Genomic DNA, 16800 nt, shown 5'->3' with positions numbered 1-16800 from the left:
GATGCTCACAGCTCGACGCCTTTTTGCGCCTTGATCCCGGCCTGGAACGCATGCTTGATCACGCCCATTTCGGTGACGGTGTCAGCCAGCTCGATCATTTGCTCTTTGGCGCCGCGGCCGGTGACCACCACGTGCTGCATCGGCGGGCGGGCTTGCAGGTCGCTGAGCACCTGATCGAGATCGAGGTAGCCATGCTTGAGGGCGATGTTCAGCTCATCGAGCACCACCAGGCCGATCGCCGGGTCGCGCAGCAGTTCGCGGGACACCTGCCAGGCAGCCTCGGCCGCGGCGATATCGCGCTGGCGATCCTGGGTTTCCCAGGTGAACCCTTCGCCCATCACATGAAACCGCACCTGCTCAGGGAAGCGCCGGAAAAACAGCTCCTCGCCCGTGCTGTTGCGGCCCTTGATGAACTGCACCACGCCGCACTGCATGCCATGGCCCATGGCGCGGGCGAGCATGCCGAACGCCGAGCTGCTCTTGCCTTTGCCGTTGCCGGTCAGCACCAGCAGCAGGCCACATTCGTTGGGCGAGTTGGCAATACGTTCATCGATCACGGCTTTTTTGCGCTGCATGCGCGCCAGGTGGCGTTCGTCACGATCAGGGGAATCAGTCATGGGGGGGAGCTCTCCGTTGAGGCTGGATAACGGCGGGCAGGCATAGGAATAGACGGCAAGAAGCCTGGCATCGCCCACCGTGATGCCGCTGGATGGATCAGGCCGGTCTCCGGGCTCATGAGTGGCGCGCTGGCCGGACGACGCGCCTTCCCATATCGGACACCGATACAGTGGCTCAAAGCGTCGTTTTCACTCATTTACCGTTGCGGGGGCAGCGCCGGGATCGTCGCCCGTTCTGTCATAGAACGCGCGCTCACCGGCTTCCCTGTTTCACTCGATCGACCCTGGGGTCACCGAGCACCTGAAACAAGTCGCGAAGGTTAGTGCGTTGGGGGTGGAGCGTCAATTAAAGCCGGGTTTATCGGCACAGAGAAAACCGCCCGGCGCGATAAACCCCTGCCTGTCTTGTGCGAGGTCGAAAGCAGTGATATCAAATAGCCATACACCAATACGACAATAATAAGGGTGAGCAACATGCAAGGCATGATCATCAGTAACCCGAAGCTGGAATTCCTGCGCCCGGTACTGGAACGCTGGTTTACCTGCATCGACCGCTTCAACGCCGTGCGCGGCGACGGTGAAAGCCCCTACTGGTTCGATGAGCGTGCCAACCTGAGCCTGCTCTCGGCAGCCGCCTGGATGGCGGAAATGGTGACCCTGCAACACACCCCAACCCCCAAGCAGGTGGAGGAAGGCGATCGCAGTGGCCGTGCCGACCTATTGCTTGCCAACGCGCAACAGCGCGCCTACCTGCAAGCGAGCCAGCGCTGGCCGCGCCTCAACGCCCTCAACCTCAGCCAGGCGCTGCTCGACATTACGGCGGCAGCCAAACCCATCGCCTACTCCAACGAGCTGAAACTTGGCTGCCTGTTCGTGGCGCCCCACAAACCACAGCAAAGCGCCACGCCGGAAGAGTTACAGGACCTGATCGACGATCTGCAAAAGCAGCACTGCTGCGCCGTGGCCTGGTATTTCCCCTACGCCTACCGCAAGTTGCGCAACGAAGCCGGGCACTACCACCCCGGTGTCGCGGTGCTGCTCAAGGAAGCGCGCACCTGATGGATTGAACCTAAGGTCGTGCTGGCTCCTCTATGCATTAAGTGGTGCATTCAAACGGAGAGCCGCATGTCCAAGTCCCGCCTCGTCGGTGTCATCGCCCTGGCCGCAAGCCTGGTCGCCTGCGGAGAAACCTCGAACCTCAGGGTCGAGGATGGCACCGGGCCCTCGCCCAAGCTGCCTGAACCAAACAAAACCTTGATCCCCACGGTCAACATCGCCCCCGCAGTCGGCTGGGCCAATGGTGCCAAGCCGATCGCCGCGCCGGGCACCCAGGTGGCTGCCTTTGCCGAAGGGCTGGATCATCCGCGCTGGCTCTATGTGCTGCCCAACGGCGATGTGCTGGTCGCAGAAACCAATGCACCTCCCAAGCCTGAAGACAGCAAAGGCATCCGTGGCTGGGTCATGGGCAAGGTCATGGACCGCGCTGGGGCCGCGGTGCCAAGCGCCAACCGCATCACCCTGCTGCGCGACGGCAACCACGATGGCGTGGCTGAGACCCGCAGCAGTTTTATCGAAAACCTCAATTCGCCATTTGGCATGACCCTGGTGGGCAACGACCTGTACGTCGCCGACACCGATCGCCTGCTGCGCTTCACCTACGTCGAGGGGCAAACCTCGATCACCAGCAAACCGATGAAAGTGATCGACCTGCCCGCTGGCACCCTGAATCACCACTGGACCAAAAACGTCATCGCCAGCCAGGACGGCAGCAAGTTGTATGTCACGGTGGGCTCCAACAGCAATGTCGGGGAGAACGGCCTGGAACAGGAACAGGGCCGCGCCGCCATCTGGGAGGTGGATCGCGCTACCGGCAATCAGCGGATTTTCGCCTCGGGCCTGCGCAACCCCAATGGCATGGCCTGGGAGCCGAGTTCGGGCAAGCTGTGGACGGCGGTCAACGAGCGAGACGAGATCGGCAGCGACCTGGTGCCGGACTACATCACGTCGGTCAAGGACGGCGGTTTTTATGGCTGGCCCTTCAGCTACTTCGGCCAGCACGTCGATGCTCGCGTCAGCCCGCAAGATCCGGATCGGGTGGCCCAGGCCATCGCCCCGGACTACGCGGTGGGTCCACACACGGCATCCCTGGGACTGACCTTCGCCCAAGGCAGCACGCTGCCAGCGCCGTTCACCGAAGGCGCGTTTATCGGCCAGCACGGCTCGTGGAACCGCAACCCCCACAGCGGCTATAAGGTGATCTTCGTGCCCTTCAGTGGCGGCAAACCGAGCGGGCAGCCGATGGATGTGCTGAGTGGTTTCCTCAATCAGGACGAAGAGGCCATGGGCCGGCCGGTGGGGGTGGTGATCGATCGGCAGGGTAGCTTGCTGGTGGCCGATGACGTGGGCAACAAGGTGTGGCGGGTGTCCAGGCGTCAGTAAGCTCAGCGCCTAGCGTTTGCGGCACAGCGTCAGGCCATCGCCCAGGGGCAATAACGACAGGTCGACTCGCGGATCATCCTTCAAGGCCAGGTTGAGTGCCTGGATGGCGCGGGTGTCGGCGCTCTCGGGCTGGAGCTCCAGGACCCGGCCACTCCACAGGGTGTTGTCGAACACCGCCAGACCGCCACTGCGTAACAGGCGCAGGGCGCTTTCCAGGTAGGCCGGATAGTTGGCCTTGTCGGCATCGATGAATATCAGGTCAAAACTGCCACCCTGCCCCTGCTGCTCTATCTGCGCCAGGGTCTGCAACGCCGGCGCCAGGCGCAGCTCGATGCGCTCGCCGAGGCCAGCTTCCTGCCAGTAGCGGCGCGCCGTGGCGTTGTAGTCACCGATGATGTCGCAGCAGATCAGTTGGCCATCATCCGGCAGGGCCGCGGCCATGCACAGGGCGCTGTAACCGGTGAACGTCCCCACTTCAATGACCCGGCGCGCGCCGGTGAGCTTGATGAGCAACGCCAGGAACTGGCCCTGCTCCGGGGCTACCTGCCAACGCGCCATGGGCAGCGCCTGGGTCTCGTCACGCAGACGACGTTGCAGCGGCGTTTCGCGCAGCGAGACGTCGAGCAGGTACTGGTAAAGGGCATCGTCGAGATTCAGCGTACGCGCGGTCATCACCACCTCTGCCAACCCGTTGTGAACTAGGGATTGCGCGCCAGGTGCTCGGGTTGCAGTACGCGCTTGGCGCTCAGGTAGGCTTTTTGCCAATAGGCTTTGGACAAGCTGTCGAGCTTGACCGTACCACCGGTGGCCGGCGCATGCACGAAGCGCCCTTCGCCGACGTAGATGCCGGCGTGACTGACCCGAGAGCCGCCGTTGGTGGCAAAGAAGATCACATCGCCCGTCTGCAGGGCCTCTTTGCCGACGCTGGGGGCCTGCATGCCGATCATTTCACCGGTGGTGCGCGGCAGGGAAATACCCGCCGCATCCCGGTAGACATAGCCAATCAAGCCACTGCAATCAAATCCCGAATCCGGAGTATTGCCGCCCCAGCGATAGGGGGTGCCCACCAGGCCCAGGGCGCGAAACAGCACATCTTCGGCAGCCGGGGAGAAATTCTGGGTCGGGGCAAAAATCGGTGCGCGGACCACCTTGGCCGGTGGCGGCGTACGGCTGGCGCAGGCACTGAGCAGTGCGACGCAGAACATGAGTGCAAGGCGGGCCGACATCGTCATTACCGAACATCCTGATCTGGCTACGGCTGTCATTGCCGAGAGGCTGAAAACAAAACCGCGTAAGCAGGGCTTACGCGGTTAGTTGATCAACAATAGATCAGGATTCTAGCTGCTACGCGCCAAACTTCAAGTAAGACTTTAAGTTTGCACTACAAAAAGAAGGGGTATTGCCGGGGAGGAAGTTTTTTCGCTGGCGGGCGCTCGCCTGGAGCGCCGTTGCCAGCCTGCCCGCTTACTTGCGGGCAGTGACCGTGGTCGGGGCCATGGCGAGGGCGCGCTTGGCTTCGATGAAGGTCTTGCTCCAGTAGCTGTCGCCCAGGCTATCGACCCGGACACCGCCGCTGCGGCTGCTGCTGGAGTGGATGAACTGGTTGTCACCCAGGTAGATCCCGGCGTGGCTGACACGTCCGCGACGACCATTGGTGGCGAAGAACAGCAAGTCGCCTGGCTCCAGCTTGCTACGGGAAACCAGTGGCGCATCGACGTTGATCATTTCACGGGTGGAGCGTGGCAGGTTCATGCCGGCTTCTTCGCGAAACAGGTAGCCGATGAAACCGCTGCAATCGAAACCGGCTTCAGAGGTACCGCCAAAACGGTAACGGGTACCGATCAGGGACATGCCACGTTCGAGGATGCTGTCGGCCAGAACCGGCATCTGGTAAGGCTTGCGGCCCGCAAACGCGGCCAGCTCTTTTTCGGTTGCCAGTTCTTCCTGGTAAACAGCGGAAGACTGTGCGGTAACAGAGTTCTTGACCTGCTGCTGGGGCTCTTGCTGGGACACTGGGGAGTGTGCAGCGCAACCAAACAACAGGGTGACGAGTGCGAGAGGCACGAGGGGTGCGAAGCGCTTTAGCATGGGCACGACCGTGGCTGATGTGTGTAAAGAAGCCGAGACTATGCCTTCTATCATCCTCATTTGCAAATTCAATCGATTTAAATGTGACTTTGCGGTTTCGCCCGGCCATCTAAGCGCTTAAGCCCAATTTAAATCTGCACGCCTGTCGAACGCCGTTCGCCTGCGGGTTTTCTGACGCCTGAAATTTGCCGAAACGCGCTACAGGCCGCGGTTTTACCAGCCCAGGGTTTCTTTGAGGAAGGGAATGGTCAGCTTGCGCTGAGCCTGCAGGGACGCCTGGTCGAGGCGCTCAAGCAGCTCGAACAGAGCACTCATGCTGCGGGTACCGCGAGTCAGGATAAAATGCCCGACTTCGTCGGTCAGGTGCAGACCGCGGCGCGAGGCACGCAGTTGCAGGGCGCGTAATTTGTCCTCATCGGACAACGGACGCATCTGGAAAATCAACGCCAGGGTCAAACGGGATTTGAGGTCGGCCAGCTTGACCGGCAGCTCCCGCGGCGAAGTCGACGCCGCGATCAGCAAACGCCGGCCACTGTCGCGCAGCCGATTGAACAGATGGAACAGCGCCTCTTCCCAGTCCGCCCGCCCGGCGACCGCCTGCAGGTCATCCAGGCATACCAGCTCGTACTGCTCAAGGTTGTCGAGGATCTCGATACCTCGGTCCAGCAACTCGGCCAATGGCAGGTACACCGCCGGCTCGCCCAACTGCTCGAAACGCAGGCACGCCGCCTGCAACAGGTGCGTGCGCCCTACCCCGTCCTTGCCCCACAGATAGATCAGGCTTTCGGTCCAGCCGGCGTCGGCTTCGCACAGGCGTTCGACATAGCCGAGTGCAGCGGCGTTGGCGCCAGGGTAGTAATTGATAAAGGTGGCGTCATCACGCAGACGCACACCTAGGGGCAGCTGAATCGGTTTCATGCTGACTGAACAGTTCCAAAGGAACCGTTAGTGGCCTCTGTGTAAAGTTTGCAAAGTTTATACCCGTGAAGCCAGCCGCACAATGCGGCAGACCATAAGCAAAATCAAAGGTTTGCGTTAACTTGCCAGTATCGGGCCAGACACGCTCACGCCTCGGGCCCCTGTTCCCCACTGTACATTCCCGAATCCTTGTACAAATCTTGCACATGACGCACCAGCACCATGATCACCGCGGCCACCGGCAACGCCAGCAGGATCCCGGTAAAGCCGAACAACTCGCCACCGGCCAGGATCGCGAAGATCACCGCCACCGGGTGCAGGCCAATCCGGTCACCCACCAGCAATGGCGTCAACACCATGCCTTCCAAGGCCTGGCCGACCATGAATACCGCGACAATGCCGATCATCGGGTACAGGTCGCCACCAAACTGGAACAATCCGGCAATCAACGCCGCGCCGATCCCGATCACAAAGCCCATGTAGGGCACGATGGCCGCCAGACCGGCAATCAGGCCGATCAACAGCCCCAGCTCCAGGCCGATCAGCATCAGGCCCGCCGCATAGATCACCCCCAACGCCAGCATCACCAACAACTGCCCGCGCACAAACGCGCCCAGTACCTCATGGCATTCGCCGGCCAACGACACCAGCCGCGCCTCACGGTCACGGGGCAGCAGGCTGCGGATCTTGGCCATCATCACGTCCCAATCGCGCAGCAGGTAAAAGCTCACCACCGGGATCAACACCAGGTTGGCCAGCAACCCGATCAGCGCCAGGCTGGACGCCGTGGCCTGGCTCAGCACCACCCCGACGATGTCGGTGGTCTGCCCCATGTGCTCACTGATGGCGGCCTTGACCTTGTCGAACTTCCAGAAGCCGTCCGCCAGCCCCAACTTGGCCTGCACCCACGGCATTGCGGTGTGCTGCAGCCAGTCGAGCATCTGCGGGGCCAGTTCGTACAGGCGAAACAACTGCTTGGCGAGCATCGGCACCAGCACCAGCAACAAGGCCATGACGATCAAGGTGAACACGGCAAACACCGCCACCACGCCCCAGGTCCGCGAGAGCCCGTACTTTTCCAGACGGTCGACCATCGGATCGAACAGGTACGCCAACCCCAGCGCCACCAGGAACGGCGTGAGGATCGGGTGCAACAGATAAATGAACAGACACAGCAGGACGACCCCACCCAGCCAAACCCAACGCCGCGAATCGGCCATGTACCACTCCTGCTTCTATATAGGAAAAGAAAAACTACCAGCGAAAACTCAATTGCGCCTTGGGTGCCGCCGTCACTGCCGCAGGCGTGCCCTCGGCGCCTGGCGGCAGTGGCGCGGGCGCCGTTACGGGCACCTCTTGCAACTTGGCCAGGCTCAACTGGGCACGCAGTTGCTCGCTGCTGCCATTGACCCGATACACGATCCGGTCACCCACCACCCGCTGCAAGCGAGCACCAAAGGGCTCCAGCAAGCGCCCCAGCGCGGCATAACGCTCAAGGTTCATGCCCTGCACCTCAAGCAACTGCTCGCCGGACGCCCCCGGCTTGGAAGCAAAGCGCGGCGCCAGGCGCTCACTCACGGCCAGCAACACCGCGTCGGCGACCGCCGCACTGTCCGCCCCCTGCACGCTGCCCTGCTCATGCTGGTCTCCCAGCCACAGATGCCACTTGGCCTGCCATGAACCGCCCTCTTCACGCGCATGCACCGCCAGCAGGCCATCGGCGCCGTATCGCTCGGAGGCACTGCGCAACGGGGTGGAATCGTTACCTTCCAGATTGGGCGCGGTGGCGACCAGTTGCTCGCTCAGGTCGGCCAGTGGCAGGCGCAAGGGTAACCCACGATGCTGGGCCGCACGGCGCAAGGGCTCGGCACTGGACTGGCCGTCGCCCACCAGGTTCGAACCTTCGGTGGAGTCGTTGAGCCACCACCCCAGGATCGATGGCCGATTGGCGCCCCACAAAGCCAACCCGGCCTGGCGCAACGCGCGATCGGTGCTCGCCGGGTCGAATTCGACCTGCAGGCTTTCCGGCGGCCCGGCATCGTAGCCGTACTGACTGATGATTTGTTGCGGATCCTTGCGCAGGGCGGCCAGGCCGGGGCTTTGCAGGGCCTTGGGATCTCCGGTCAGGCGCAACACCAGGGTATCGAGCGCGCGCTGGGTGGCCTGGTCGCGCTCTTGCGGGGTCTGGTTACTGACCGGCTCGCGCACCTGATAGAGACCTTTGACGGTTTGGGCCTGACTGGCCAGGCTGAGCACTGACAACACACCGGCAAACAGCAATTTACACAGACGCATGGAAGATTCCCGACGACAGAGAGCGGCTGGAACACACCGCATGAATCAACTTGAACAGGACTGTGACCACACGCCCCGGCAAAATATTCACGCGATCACTGGAAGTTTTGACTCCGTCATAACCATAGACGGTAAACGGCTCTACCTTATACAGCGACGCGCGAGGTCACCAGCGCCGGCATTTTTTGCTTTTTTTTGCCGATATGCCCCTGCCCGTCGGCCCGAGGATGGCCGCTGCCCCTCAAGCCTGATAAAATCGCGCGCCTTCGCAGACCGGCAATGGCCGGGAGCTCTGAAATGTTTTGCGCGGCACTCCCGCCAGGACGCTTTCAGCCTTCCCGCCAGACTCGGTCGTTACCCCTGAATCCCCCCTAAAGGCCTGGATCATGAGCAAGCAACCCTCCCTGAGCTACAAGGACGCCGGTGTAGACATCGACGCCGGTGAAGCATTGGTCGAACGCATCAAGAGCGTCGCCAAGCGCACTGCGCGCCCGGAAGTCATGGGCGGCCTGGGCGGTTTCGGCGCCCTCTGCGAAATCCCGGCCGGCTACAAGCAGCCTGTACTGGTTTCCGGCACCGACGGTGTTGGCACCAAACTGCGCCTGGCACTGAACCTGAACAAGCACGACAGCATCGGCATCGACCTGGTGGCCATGTGCGTTAACGACCTGGTGGTATGCGGCGCCGAACCGCTGTTCTTCCTGGACTACTACGCCACCGGCAAGCTCAACGTCGAAACCGCCACCCAGGTGGTCACTGGCATCGGCGCTGGCTGCGAACTGTCCGGCTGCTCCCTGGTCGGCGGCGAAACCGCTGAAATGCCTGGCATGTACGAAGGCGAAGACTACGACCTGGCTGGCTTCTGCGTCGGCGTGGTCGAGAAAGCCGAGATCATCGACGGCTCGAAAGTGGCCGCCGGCGACGCCCTGCTCGCCCTGCCTTCGTCCGGCCCGCACTCCAACGGCTACTCGCTGATCCGCAAGATCATCGAAGTCTCCGGTGCCGATATCGAGAACATCGAGCTCGACGGCAAGCCGCTGACCGACCTGCTGATGGCCCCGACCCGCATCTACGTCAAGCCGCTGCTCAAGCTGATCAAGGACACCGGCGCCGTAAAAGCCATGGCCCACATCACCGGTGGTGGCCTGCTGGACAACATCCCACGCGTTCTGCCTAAAGGCGCTCAAGCCGTGGTTGACGTTGCGAGCTGGACCCGTCCTGCCGTGTTCGACTGGCTGCAAGAGCAAGGCAACGTCGACGAAAACGAAATGCACCGCGTGCTGAACTGCGGCGTGGGCATGGTCATCTGCGTCGCTCAAGAGCACGTTGAAACCGCGCTGAACGTGCTGCGTGAAGCCGGCGAGCAGCCTTGGGTCATCGGTCAGATCTCCACCGCTGCCGAAGGCGCGGCCCAGGTTGAACTGAAGAACCTCAAGGCTCATTGATGTCCAAGACCTGTGATGTGGTGGTGCTGTTGTCCGGCACCGGCAGTAACTTGCAGGCCTTGATCGACGACGCACAGCATGCGGACAACCCTGTCCGCATCCGCGCCGTGATCTCGAACCGCGCCGATGCCTACGGCCTTCAGCGCGCCAGGGACGCGGGTATCGACACCCGCACCCTGGATCACAAGGCGTTCGAAGGCCGCGAGGCCTTCGATGCCGCCTTGATCGAACTGATCGATGCATTCCAACCCAAGCTGGTGGTACTGGCCGGTTTCATGCGCATTCTCAGCGCGGATTTCGTGCGCCACTATCAGGGCCGCCTGCTCAATATCCACCCTTCGCTGCTACCCAAATACAAAGGGTTACATACTCATCAGCGAGCGCTGGAGGCCGGCGACACTGAACACGGATGCAGCGTGCACTTCGTTACCGAGGAACTCGACGGCGGCCCACTGGTCGTACAGGCAGTAATACCGGTAGAGTTGCATGATTCGCCGCAAAGTCTGGCGCAACGCGTACATGTGCGCGAGCACCAGATTTATCCGATGGCTGTTCGCTGGTTTGCCGAGGGCCGCCTGAGCCTTGGCGAAGAAGGTGCTTTACTGGATGGCCAGTTGCTCGAGGCCAGCGGTCACTTGATTCGTAACTAGGAGATATTATGCGTCGCGCCCTGCTCTTCGCTTGCGCTCTGTTCGCCCTGCCACTCGCGCAGGCTGCAGACCTTCAACCGTTCTCCGCCAGCTACACCGCCGACTGGAAACAGCTGCCGATGAGCGGCACCGCCGAACGCAGCCTGGCCAAACAAGCCAATGGCGCCTGGAAGCTCAGCTTCAAGGCCTCCATGATGATTGCCAGCCTGACCGAAGAAAGCACCCTGACACTCGACAAGGACACCCTGCTGCCGCAGTCGTATCACTTCGAGCGTGGCGGCCTGGGCAAGGCCAAGAAGGCTGACCTGGATTTCGACTGGACCACCAAGATGGTCACCGGCACCGATCGCGGTGACCCGGTCAAGATCCCGCTCAACCGCGGCATGGTCGACAAATCCACCTACCAGCTCGCCCTGCAGCACGATGTTGCCGCCGGCAAGAAGAGCATGAGCTACCAGGTGGTCGATGACGGCGAAGTCGATACCTACGACTTCCGCGTCCTGGGCTCCGAGAAAGTCGACACCAAGGCCGGCCAGATCGACGCGATCAAGGTGGAGCGCGTACGCGACCCGACACAAAGCAAACGCATCACCGTGATGTGGTTCGCCAAGGACTGGGACTACCTGCTGGTTCGCCTGCAACAGGTCGAAACCGACGGCAAGGAGTACAACATCATGCTCCTGGACGGCACCGTCAACGGCAAACCGGTCAAGGGCAGCTAAGCCTGGAAACACCCAAAAGCCTCGCGAAAGCGGGGCTTTTTTTACGTTCAAAAAATGGCCTCTCAATCACGGGGCCCCACGGATCGCGCAGGGTTGTCCTGCGCCCATCCACCTCATCATTTCTCGCCCCTCCCCATAAAAGCCCCAAGCAAGAACTCTCCTACTTGAACCCAAGTCGATTGTTCTTGCTCATCGCATTACTGATGCAACCATGCCCATGCAATGGTCACGGCCGGGAAGCAGTCCAGCGAAGGACGTTAGAGGGTCAGTTCGCCTCCGGAGCCAGGTGGCTCATGAACGAGAGCTCTTCAATGGCCTCCATGTACTCGCAAAACCGCGGATCACCACCACTAAAAGCCAGCGCCACTTTTTGCGCGTGTTCAAGACTGCTCCAGGTTGCCAGGTCCGCGAAGACCCGATCATCACCCATGGGGCAGTAGGCACGGTACTCGATCAAGCCTGGAAAACTCTTCAATGTTTCGCGAAGCGCGGCGCGAAGCCGTGGCACTTGGGCAACGTACTGCGGTTTCACTTTGAAAATCGCCAGCTCTAGCACATGAGATAAGGGCAGCATCGATAGGCTCTTCTATATGTAAGGGAGCCATGATTATCAGCACCTCATACTGACAGCGTCGTGTCAGTTGCCGTGAGCAACTTCCACTGATTGGCCTGATGCCTCATGTACGCCTGCAAATCAAAGGCAGCCTTGTCAGGCAAGGGCTGCTGGGAAGCGGCAAGAGCCGTTATGCGATCAACCCGAAAATCTCGGTAACCCTCCCGAGCACAACACCAACAGCCAACCGTCCATTTTCCTCCCCAATAGAACAGGCCGAGCGCAAATACCACTCGGTGAGATACCACTCCATCCAGTCGGGTGTACGTCATCGACAACGCCTGCGTACCCTCAATGGCCTTGCGCAAGGTTGCGAGATGTCGGCGCGTTGCAGGTGGTACAGCGCCCAGCGCCCTGACTTTCGCCAGGCCGGGCTCGATCTGGTGATGCACGATAGTTGCAGAGACTTTGCTCAAGAGCGTCCTGGCCGCTGCCCCCAGATCGTTATCGGCGCTGGCTGTCAGCATTTCCACGCCCAGCATCAGTGCGTTCAACTCAAGCCGGGTCAAGGTCAGCGCGGGCATCTCATAGTCGGCATCCAGGGCATAACCGACGCCAGCGGTTCCATAGATTGGAATACCACTGAGAGAGAGGTCGTCGATGTAGCGATAGATTGAACGAACGGATACGCCAATGCGGCTCGCCAACCGATCCGCTGAAATGGGTTGATGAACACGAATCAGATTGACGAGCTGAAACAGGCGATCCGCTTTACGCACCACTGTGGCTCGATACGGCATCCAGCAACGCCAGCGGTTCTACGCGCTCGGAATAGTCGACGTTGATGAACGCGTGGCTGATCAAGCCATCCTGTGTGATGACAAATGCACTGGCCATGGGCAGCGTGAGCGCGCTGGATCCATTGAAGTCCTGCAGGTCGGCACCCAATGATCGGTACACCTGGGCAAGCTCATCTTCCAGTGTGAATACGATTCCGTATTGGCGGGCCAACTGATTCTCATGATCGCTCAGCAACAGGTACTTGATGCCCAAGGCTTCGCGCGTCTTCAGGGAATACTCCGGCGTCTGGGCAGACACGGCAACCAGCGTCGCTCCGCGCTCGGCCAGATCACCTGCAATCTGTTGATAGGCGTTCAGCGCCAGATTGCAGAAGGGACACCACAGCCCTCGATAGAACACCAGCACCAACGGCCCGGCATCCAGCAACTGGCGCAGATCCACGGCCTGCCCGTCACTGTCCTTGAGCACCGCCAAAGGCGCCTTGTCATTGACGGTGAGCGCTTTGTCAGCCAGTTGCTTATCGATCAACCCCTGCAACGATGCCGCGAACACGTGTGAGACCTGGGCTGGCAGTTGTAGCGCCATTTGCGCCTTGGCGGCTCGCAGTTTTTCCTTGAGTGACATGTGTTGCTCCTTTCGCATTGACGGGGAAGATGGGTATCGACCGAGTGACTTCAGGAACGATTACGATCCTTGAGCCTGCCCTTCGGCAGCCAAAGCCTGGCTTGCCGAAATAGCGTGAATCGCTTCAGACAATGTGTCGCGCAGTTCCTGGCTCAAGCCCTGGACGATTGCAGTGATCCATTCGGTGTGTGCGGTAAACGCCTCATCCACCACTTCCCGGCCTGGGGCCGTGAGCAGGATGATCAGCTTGCGGCGGTCCACCGGATCCGGCTTGCGCTTGATAAAACCATCGCGCTGCAAACCGTCGAGCAGTCCGGTGACTGTTCCAGTGGTGATCGACAACCGAGTCGCCAACTCCAACGGAGACAAGCGCCCCCCGGCTTGTTTGAGGGTCAACAAGATGACGAAACGCCCTTCCGAAAGGCTGTGCCGGGCCAGCCTGACAGCACAGGCTCGGTTGATGGCGGTCGCCGCCGACAGCAGCTCAAAGCACAGTTTTACGCTGTCCCTTTGTTCAGGCGCAGCATGCGCAAGCTCGCTGAGCATGACGTGGTGCTTACTTTCAAGAATATTCATAAGGCGCAGTTTATCTTGGCGCCTTAATAAATCAATGCTCACGTTAAGAAGCCCATAAAGAAAAACCCCGTGCCTGACAGCATGGGATCTCTGTGCCAGGCGACACTTCGCTCATGAAACTTCTGTCATGAAACTTTCCCGCCTGCGACTGAATGTCACGCCCTGCACGGGCTGCAGGATTTTCTCAATTCCTGCAACAGACCGTTACCGATTCTGCCGATTTACTTAGCAAGCTATCAAACCCTATAACAAAGGCCTGCACACGCCTTGCTGCAGATCAATCAGGATTGGAGCTAGCCGATGACCGTTAAAGTGACAGAACGCGACGACTCACACATGTCCCACGAAGGCGTAGCCGCCGGTATCCGCATCTGGGATGTGCATCAACAAGACTTGCTGGAGGGGATGTTTCACTCTGAAAGCGACGCCCACAGCTATCGTCTGGAACTGGAAACACAGGAACAGCAACGCGAAGTGCGTCGCGCGTAATCTCAGTCTCGAAAACGACAAACCCCGCCATGAGCGGGGTTTGTCGTGGGTGACGCGGTCAACGTATTACCACATCAGATCATCAGGAATCTGATAGGCCGCGTATGGATCGTCCTCGGCATTGACCTCTTCGGTCTGCACGTTCATCTGCACGATGCGCTGCGGATCGCGCTCCTGGATCTTCAGTGCCGCCTCACGCGGGATTACTTCGTAGCCGCCGGCGTGGTGCACGATGGCCAGGGAACCGCTGCTGAGCTTGTTGCGCATCAGGGTGTTGACCGACAGGCGCTTAACCTTCTTGTCGTCAACGAAGTTGTAGTAGTCCTCGGTGTTGAGCTTGGGCAGGCGCGAGACTTCGATCAGTTGCTTGATCTGCGCGGCGCGGGCCTTCTGCTCGGCCTTCTCCTGCTGCTGGCGGTTGAGCTCCTGGTCGCGCTTGACCTTCTCGGCCATGGCTTCCTGCGCCAGGCGCTGCTGGCTGTCGTCGAGCTCGATCTGGCCTTTGTGGGCCAGGCGTTGTTGCTTCTGTTTTTCTTTGCCGACCTGCTTGGCCTGCTTTTGGTTGACCAGCCCTGCTTTGAGCAACTGGTCGCGAAGGGAAATGCTCATGTGCTTACTCACTTAGGCAACTGCTCAACCGCAGCTGGGCAAATTCTTTTCCTGACGTTTGGCTTCGCCCCACAAGGCGTCCAACTCTTCGAGGGTGCAATTTTCCATGGGTCGGTGGGTGTCGCGCAATGCCTGTTCGATAAATCGGAAACGTCGCTCAAACTTGGCATTGGCCCCGCGCAGCGCGGTTTCCGGGTCGACCTTGAGGTGCCGCGCCAGATTGACCACGGAAAACAACAGGTCGCCGATCTCGTCACTGATCGCCGCCTTGTCGTTATCGGCCATGGCCTCAAGCACTTCATCGAGTTCTTCACGCACCTTGTCGAGCACGGGCAACGCGTGCGGCCAATCGAACCCCACCTGCCCGGCACGTTTTTGCAACTTGGCCGAACGGGACAATGCCGGCAGAGCACTGGGCACATCATCGAGCAAGGACAACTGCTCGGGCGCCTGAGACTGCTCGGCCCGTTCTTCGGCCTTGATCTGCTCCCAGCGCTGCTTGACCTGTTCCTCGTCAAGACGCGGGACATCCAGCGGCGCGTACAGCTCGCCGGTGGGGAACACGTGGGGATGCCGGCGAATCAGCTTGCGGGTGATGCTGTCGATGACGCCGGCGAATTCGAAACGCCCCTCCTCCCGGGCCAACTGGCTGTAGTACACCACCTGGAACAGCAAGTCGCCCAACTCACCCTGCAAGTGATCAAAGTCGCCGCGCTCGATGGCGTCAGCCACTTCGTAGGCCTCCTCCAGGGTGTGCGGGACGATGCTGGCGTAGGTTTGCTTGATATCCCACGGACAGCCGTACTGCGGGTCGCGCAGACGGGCCATGAGGTGGAGCAGGTCTTCAAGTGAATACATTGATCAAACTCTACTGGACCCTGGGGGAGCGAGCCTGCTGGCGATGACGGTGTATCTGGTAAATCGTCATCGCCAGCAGGCTCGCGCCCACCGTTTCACGGGGTGCGGTTACGCCGGGTCTCAATGATGTTCGGCAACTGGGAAATCCGCCCCAGCAGCCGCCCCAAAGCGTCCAACCCCGGAATCTCGATGGTCAGGGACATCAACGCCGTGTTGTCCTCTTTGTTCGAGCGGGTGTTGACCGCCAGCACGTTGATCCGCTCGTTGAGCAGCACTTGCGAGACGTCACGCAGCAGACCGGATCGGTCGTAGGCACGGATGATGATGTCCACCGGATAGGTCAGCACCGGCACCGGGCCCCAGCTGACCTGGATGATCCGCTCGGGTTCGCGCCCACCCAGTTGCAGCACCGAAGCACAGTCCTGGCGGTGAATGCTGACACCGCGGCCCTGGGTGATGTAACCGACGATCGCGTCGCCCGGCAATGGCTGGCAGCAGCCGGCCATCTGCGTCATCAGGTTGCCCACGCCCTGGATCTGAATGTCGCCGCGCTTGCCAGGCTTGTAGCCGGTGGCCTTGCGCGGGATCAGTTCCAACTGTTCGTTGCCGCGTTCCGGCTCCACCAGTTGCTGCGCCAGGTTGACCAGTTGGGCCAGGCGCAGATCGCCCGCGCCCAAGGCTGCGAACATGTCCTCGGCGGTTTTCATGTTGGCCTTGTCGGCCAGCTTCTCGAAATCCACCTGGGGCAAGCCAAGGCGACTGAGCTCGCGCTCGAGCAAGGTCCTGCCCGCTGCGACGTTCTGGTCGCGGGCCTGCAACTTGAACCAGTGGACAATCTTGGCCCGGGCCCGCGAGGTGGTGATGTAGCCCAGGTTCGGGTTCAGCCAGTCGCGGCTCGGGGTGCCGTGCTTGCTGGTGATGATCTCGACCTGTTCACCGGTCTGCAGGCTGTAGTTGAGCGGTACGATGCGCCCGTTGATCTTTGCGCCACGGCAGTTGTGGCCGATCTCGGTGTGCACGCGATAGGCAAAATCCAGCGGCGTCGCGCCCTTGGGCAGGTCGATGGCATGGCCGTCGGGGGTGAAGATGTACACCCGGTCCGGCTCGATATCGACC

The 16800-nt window shown here is 60.8% G+C and carries 20 protein-coding genes and 1 riboswitch; of the genes, 6 read left to right on the top strand and 14 right to left on the bottom strand.

The features are described from left to right. Positions 1–5: 5 nt before the first annotated feature. Entirely contained in the window at positions 6–617 is a 612-nt protein-coding gene (gene cobO / locus H7995_RS19610) for a cob(I)yrinic acid a,c-diamide adenosyltransferase (protein WP_166589099.1), read from the bottom strand. An 83-nt stretch (positions 618–700) separates the two neighbouring features. Continuing rightward, positions 701–937: riboswitch (cobalamin riboswitch) on the bottom strand. Positions 938–1091: 154 nt separating this feature from the next. Here cobO and H7995_RS19605 point away from each other — a divergent pair. Both H7995_RS19605 and H7995_RS19600 read left to right on the top strand, forming a co-directional pair. Further along, complete coding sequence (locus tag H7995_RS19605) at positions 1092–1676, top strand: hypothetical protein (protein WP_182341854.1); 585 nt, start codon at positions 1092–1094, stop codon at positions 1674–1676. A 66-nt stretch (positions 1677–1742) separates the two neighbouring features. Continuing rightward, entirely contained in the window at positions 1743–3056 is a 1314-nt protein-coding gene (locus H7995_RS19600) for a PQQ-dependent sugar dehydrogenase (RefSeq protein WP_185818754.1), read from the top strand. A gap of 9 nt (positions 3057–3065) precedes the next feature. Here H7995_RS19600 and H7995_RS19595 read toward each other — a convergent pair whose 3' ends face one another. The 6 genes from H7995_RS19595 to H7995_RS19570 all read right to left on the bottom strand — a co-directional run bounded on the left by H7995_RS19595 (position 3066) and on the right by H7995_RS19570 (position 8357). Beyond that, positions 3066–3728, bottom strand: a complete 663-nt coding sequence (locus H7995_RS19595) for a class I SAM-dependent methyltransferase (protein ID WP_166589102.1) — start codon at positions 3726–3728, stop codon at positions 3066–3068. Between the two features lie 26 nt (positions 3729–3754). Beyond that, positions 3755–4288: a C40 family peptidase gene (locus H7995_RS19590; protein WP_166589103.1), complete on the bottom strand. Its 534-nt coding sequence runs from the start codon at positions 4286–4288 to the stop codon at positions 3755–3757. Between the two features lie 232 nt (positions 4289–4520). Further along, positions 4521–5144, bottom strand: coding sequence for a C40 family peptidase (locus H7995_RS19585; RefSeq protein ID WP_095170341.1), 624 nt, complete (start codon positions 5142–5144; stop codon positions 4521–4523). 213 nt (positions 5145–5357) lie between these two features. Beyond that, a complete protein-coding gene (gene hda, locus H7995_RS19580) occupies positions 5358–6062 on the bottom strand; it encodes a DnaA regulatory inactivator Hda (protein ID WP_008033543.1) in 705 nt (234 codons plus the stop codon). A gap of 146 nt (positions 6063–6208) precedes the next feature. Next, entirely contained in the window at positions 6209–7282 is a 1074-nt protein-coding gene (locus H7995_RS19575) for an AI-2E family transporter (protein WP_166589104.1), read from the bottom strand. A gap of 34 nt (positions 7283–7316) precedes the next feature. Continuing rightward, positions 7317–8357 (bottom strand): DUF2066 domain-containing protein, encoded by a 1041-nt coding sequence (locus tag H7995_RS19570; protein WP_182341860.1) that lies wholly within the window; start codon positions 8355–8357, stop codon positions 7317–7319. Positions 8358–8743: 386 nt separating this feature from the next. On the opposite strand from H7995_RS19570, the gene purM reads away from it, so the two are divergent. The 3 genes from purM to H7995_RS19555 are packed head-to-tail and all read left to right on the top strand — an operon-like array spanning position 8744 to position 11174. Next, complete coding sequence (purM, locus tag H7995_RS19565) at positions 8744–9802, top strand: phosphoribosylformylglycinamidine cyclo-ligase (protein WP_095170344.1); 1059 nt, start codon at positions 8744–8746, stop codon at positions 9800–9802. Next, positions 9802–10452, top strand: a complete 651-nt coding sequence (gene purN, locus H7995_RS19560; protein WP_182341863.1) for a phosphoribosylglycinamide formyltransferase — start codon at positions 9802–9804, stop codon at positions 10450–10452. The genes purM and purN overlap by 1 nt, the downstream gene beginning before the upstream one ends. A gap of 8 nt (positions 10453–10460) precedes the next feature. Next, the gene (locus H7995_RS19555) at positions 10461–11174 is read left to right on the top strand and encodes a DUF3108 domain-containing protein (RefSeq protein ID WP_166589107.1); all 714 of its coding nucleotides are present in this window, start codon (positions 10461–10463) and stop codon (positions 11172–11174) included. Between the two features lie 265 nt (positions 11175–11439). On the opposite strand, the gene H7995_RS19550 is transcribed toward H7995_RS19555, so the two are convergent. From H7995_RS19550 to H7995_RS19535, 4 genes are read right to left on the bottom strand one after another with little or no spacing between them, the layout of a single operon-like run. After that, positions 11440–11748, bottom strand: a complete 309-nt coding sequence (locus H7995_RS19550; protein WP_166589108.1) for an antibiotic biosynthesis monooxygenase family protein — start codon at positions 11746–11748, stop codon at positions 11440–11442. A 44-nt stretch (positions 11749–11792) separates the two neighbouring features. Further along, positions 11793–12527, bottom strand: a complete 735-nt coding sequence (locus H7995_RS19545) for a helix-turn-helix transcriptional regulator (RefSeq protein ID WP_206684665.1) — start codon at positions 12525–12527, stop codon at positions 11793–11795. Next, positions 12499–13152 carry a peroxiredoxin-like family protein gene (locus H7995_RS19540; protein ID WP_185818753.1) on the bottom strand — a complete coding sequence of 218 codons (654 nt, stop codon included), beginning with the start codon at positions 13150–13152 and terminating at the stop codon, positions 12499–12501. Before H7995_RS19540 ends, H7995_RS19545 begins: the two co-directional genes overlap by 29 nt. A gap of 60 nt (positions 13153–13212) precedes the next feature. After that, positions 13213–13770, bottom strand: coding sequence for a MarR family winged helix-turn-helix transcriptional regulator (locus H7995_RS19535; protein ID WP_178117360.1), 558 nt, complete (start codon positions 13768–13770; stop codon positions 13213–13215). Positions 13771–14028: 258 nt separating this feature from the next. Between H7995_RS19535 and H7995_RS19530 the strand changes: the two genes are divergently transcribed. Further along, positions 14029–14217 (top strand): hypothetical protein, encoded by a 189-nt coding sequence (locus H7995_RS19530; RefSeq protein WP_185818752.1) that lies wholly within the window; start codon positions 14029–14031, stop codon positions 14215–14217. A gap of 66 nt (positions 14218–14283) precedes the next feature. On the opposite strand, the gene H7995_RS19525 is transcribed toward H7995_RS19530, so the two are convergent. The 3 genes from H7995_RS19525 to H7995_RS19515 form a co-directional block, all read right to left on the bottom strand. Continuing rightward, complete coding sequence (locus tag H7995_RS19525) at positions 14284–14826, bottom strand: DUF2058 domain-containing protein (protein WP_166589111.1); 543 nt, start codon at positions 14824–14826, stop codon at positions 14284–14286. A 24-nt stretch (positions 14827–14850) separates the two neighbouring features. Then, positions 14851–15684, bottom strand: coding sequence for a nucleoside triphosphate pyrophosphohydrolase (gene mazG / locus H7995_RS19520; protein ID WP_166589112.1), 834 nt, complete (start codon positions 15682–15684; stop codon positions 14851–14853). A gap of 95 nt (positions 15685–15779) precedes the next feature. Next, positions 15780–16800: TGS domain-containing protein (locus H7995_RS19515; protein ID WP_185818751.1), on the bottom strand; the 1021-nt coding region annotated here is incomplete at its 5' end.

This window comes from Pseudomonas kielensis, assembly GCF_014236655.1.
GTDB classification, from domain to species: Bacteria; Pseudomonadota; Gammaproteobacteria; order Pseudomonadales; family Pseudomonadaceae; genus Aquipseudomonas; species Aquipseudomonas kielensis.
The sequence above is the reverse complement of the archived record's forward strand: the minus strand, read 5'-3'. Positions and strand labels throughout refer to the sequence as shown.

Bases quoted from the DNA above. Each gene is read 5' to 3' on its own strand.
- cobO (WP_166589099.1), bottom strand. From the start codon at position 617: ATGACTGATTCCCCTGATCGTGACGAACGCCACCTGGCGCGCATGCAG.
- H7995_RS19605 (WP_182341854.1), top strand. From the start codon at position 1,092: ATGCAAGGCATGATCATCAGTAACCCGAAGCTGGAATTCCTGCGCCCG.
- H7995_RS19600 (WP_185818754.1), top strand. From the start codon at position 1,743: ATGTCCAAGTCCCGCCTCGTCGGTGTCATCGCCCTGGCCGCAAGCCTG.
- H7995_RS19595 (WP_166589102.1), bottom strand. From the start codon at position 3,728: ATGACCGCGCGTACGCTGAATCTCGACGATGCCCTTTACCAGTACCTG.
- H7995_RS19590 (WP_166589103.1), bottom strand. From the start codon at position 4,288: ATGACGATGTCGGCCCGCCTTGCACTCATGTTCTGCGTCGCACTGCTC.
- H7995_RS19585 (WP_095170341.1), bottom strand. From the start codon at position 5,144: ATGCTAAAGCGCTTCGCACCCCTCGTGCCTCTCGCACTCGTCACCCTG.
- hda (WP_008033543.1), bottom strand. From the start codon at position 6,062: ATGAAACCGATTCAGCTGCCCCTAGGTGTGCGTCTGCGTGATGACGCC.
- H7995_RS19575 (WP_166589104.1), bottom strand. From the start codon at position 7,282: ATGGCCGATTCGCGGCGTTGGGTTTGGCTGGGTGGGGTCGTCCTGCTG.
- H7995_RS19570 (WP_182341860.1), bottom strand. From the start codon at position 8,357: ATGCGTCTGTGTAAATTGCTGTTTGCCGGTGTGTTGTCAGTGCTCAGC.
- purM (WP_095170344.1), top strand. From the start codon at position 8,744: ATGAGCAAGCAACCCTCCCTGAGCTACAAGGACGCCGGTGTAGACATC.
- purN (WP_182341863.1), top strand. From the start codon at position 9,802: ATGTCCAAGACCTGTGATGTGGTGGTGCTGTTGTCCGGCACCGGCAGT.
- H7995_RS19555 (WP_166589107.1), top strand. From the start codon at position 10,461: ATGCGTCGCGCCCTGCTCTTCGCTTGCGCTCTGTTCGCCCTGCCACTC.
- H7995_RS19550 (WP_166589108.1), bottom strand. From the start codon at position 11,748: ATGCTGCCCTTATCTCATGTGCTAGAGCTGGCGATTTTCAAAGTGAAA.
- H7995_RS19545 (WP_206684665.1), bottom strand. From the start codon at position 12,527: ATGCCGTATCGAGCCACAGTGGTGCGTAAAGCGGATCGCCTGTTTCAG.
- H7995_RS19540 (WP_185818753.1), bottom strand. From the start codon at position 13,152: ATGTCACTCAAGGAAAAACTGCGAGCCGCCAAGGCGCAAATGGCGCTA.
- H7995_RS19530 (WP_185818752.1), top strand. From the start codon at position 14,029: ATGACCGTTAAAGTGACAGAACGCGACGACTCACACATGTCCCACGAA.
- H7995_RS19525 (WP_166589111.1), bottom strand. From the start codon at position 14,826: ATGAGCATTTCCCTTCGCGACCAGTTGCTCAAAGCAGGGCTGGTCAAC.
- mazG (WP_166589112.1), bottom strand. From the start codon at position 15,684: ATGTATTCACTTGAAGACCTGCTCCACCTCATGGCCCGTCTGCGCGAC.